The organism is Elusimicrobiota bacterium, assembly GCA_040757695.1.
Lineage (GTDB): Bacteria > Elusimicrobiota > UBA8919 > UBA8919 > UBA8919 > JBFLWK01.
On record JBFLWK010000170.1, the window covers coordinates 1 to 2356 of the forward strand.

General features: G+C 30.2%; 2 protein-coding genes. One reads left to right on the forward strand and one right to left on the reverse strand.

Annotation, left to right across the window (positions count from 1 at the left end):
* Nucleotides 1–98 precede the first annotated feature (98 nt).
* Nucleotides 99–1289 (forward strand): ATP-binding protein, encoded by a 1191-nt coding sequence (locus tag AB1349_13715; GenBank protein MEW6558383.1) that lies wholly within the window; start codon nucleotides 99–101, stop codon nucleotides 1287–1289.
* Nucleotides 1290–1349: 60 nt separating this feature from the next.
* On the opposite strand, the gene AB1349_13720 is transcribed toward AB1349_13715, so the two are convergent.
* A partial coding sequence (locus tag AB1349_13720) for an EFR1 family ferrodoxin (GenBank protein ID MEW6558384.1) occupies nucleotides 1350–2356 on the reverse strand: 1007 nt, incomplete at its 5' end.

Consider the following 2356-nt stretch of genomic DNA (forward strand, 5'->3'; position numbering starts at 1 on the left):
GTAGTTTTTTGCTAATAAAATTTGAGAATTAGCTTAACAGAAATTTGTAAAATTTGAAATTTTAAATTATACAAAGTGATAAAATATAGTTTAAGTTTATGGAATATGCAGAATTTAAAAAATGTCTAAAAAAGGGAGAGAATTACTTTCTTGATTTTAAAGAACAATGTAATGCATTTATTAAAGGTCATGATAAAGAAAATGCAGAGCTTATAAAAGATATTTGCGCAATGGCAAATAACGGTGGCAAGGTTAGTTATATAATAGTGGGTGTTAGTAATGATCGTAAAAACTTTGTTAGTGTTCAAAATAAAAATTTAACGAATGATAATCTTAAAAGACTGGTTGCCGAATCAATTTATCCTGTTCCAAAGGTTGAATTAAAATGGTATTCTTGGAAAAATTCAAACAAAGAACATCAGAATAAAGAATTTGTAATAATCAAAGTAGGGCCAAATTTAAAAAAAGCATATCATTTTAAGAGAGATTTTATAGACTATAAGAAGGGATATTGTTTTCGCAAAAATGAAATTTGGATTAGACGAGGAACTACTTCAGATTTAGCAACTCCTGAAGAAACATGTAATCTTGAAGGAAAACTAAAAATTAAGGAAAACGAAGAAGAAAAAATTATTTATGCCAAATTCCATAGTATTCAACAAAGGAATAAAATAGTATCAGATTTTAAAAAAATATTAAAAGAGTTAGAAATAAAGTTTATTGACAACTCTTATGGAGAATACAAAATACCTTTTTATAGGTTATTAACTAAATGGTTTTCAAAAAAATTTGTTGTTCGTTTATTTGTTGATGATTATCATAAATTCCCAATAGAAACCATTATTAAAAACTGGAAGTACGAACATTGTTCAATTATGATATATCAAAACAAAATATCACCTTCAAAAGTTTCTAACTTATCAATTAATCTAAAAACATCATGGGGGTGGTATTGTCGTTTAAGAGATTTCCCAAGGCAAATTTATTATTCTAATTATTTTGATAGGAATGTTTGTGTTGATGTTTTGCCGAAAAAAAGATCCAATATATCTCATAGCATTTTTATATTAGATAACATAAAAACTAACTTACAATTAAAGAACCAGTTTTTAGAATTATTGAATTTTGCTGAAAATGACAAAGATATAACCAATAATCTACTTAATGACAGGAACATATTAAATAGATCTTTACAAAAGTGGGTCAAAAGTAATTTAAAACTTGAAGATAATCGTGAAAAGCATATCCCCAAGAAAGACATGTTAAAAATATTAAAATTAAGTCAATGATAAATATTCCTTTTCTTCAACCAATACATTCTTACCTATTTTAGACGTAATGTTTCAGCGCTACCGCGAACTCAATTCGGTTAATGTAGTAACCGGCTCGTGATAGCGTCTGAAAATTTTTGTCGGGGTAGTATATGCGAACATGCGGTTTAATATATTTATCTTTGATAGATAAAAAAGAACAAAATATCCTAAGTAGACGAATAGTAAATAATATCCTATATTTAGGACCTTAAATAAAAATTGCGGTATATTTAAATGTCCCGGCAATAGCATTATAACAACCGTAAAGCTGATAGTTGTAAAATGGTGTATTAAAATCACATATAAGAAACCCGTCTGTATTGATTTTTTAGGGCAGAATGCAATACATCTCTGACAATTTTCGCATTTGAATGTCCAGAATGGTTTGGGATCTTTCCCTTTAGGTTCTATGGCATTTAACGGACAATTGTTCCAGCATATTCCGCAGGAATTACAGTTGAAGTCGGCAAACATTATTTTTGAAAGGGTAAACCTGCCGATAAAAAGGTAAGCCAGGCTGAGAGGAAAAAGTATTATGCCTAAAAATATCGATATCCATCCTCTATATATTCTCTTTCCGCCGATAATTTCCTCAAGGTTTTTGATTGTTTTTATTTTGGCTTTTTCTGTAAACCAGTTTGTATTTTCCGGTTTTAATCCCCAGTGAACCTGAAGCCAGTTTGACGGCATATCAACGGCGAAGAATCCTCTTATATCGTATCCTTTTAAAAACAGTATTAGCGAGATAATCAATGGTCCCGTGCCTTCGACACCGGGGAGATGCCGTTTGCCTATCATCCAGCCGGCTCTTGTGGCGACTATAATCGCCTTTGCGTTTCTTTTGCGTGGGAGGCTAATGGCGAACTTTATAACCGAAAAAGGGGCAATAAATCCGTGGGTAGGAAAGAAAAAGCCTATAGAAAAACTTTTGTCATTTTTAATGTTATTAATAGAATTTTTATCCGTTATCGAACTAATGAAAGTATTAAAATTACTTTTTGAAAAATATTCTTGCGTCCATTTGGCAATTCTATAAGAATTTC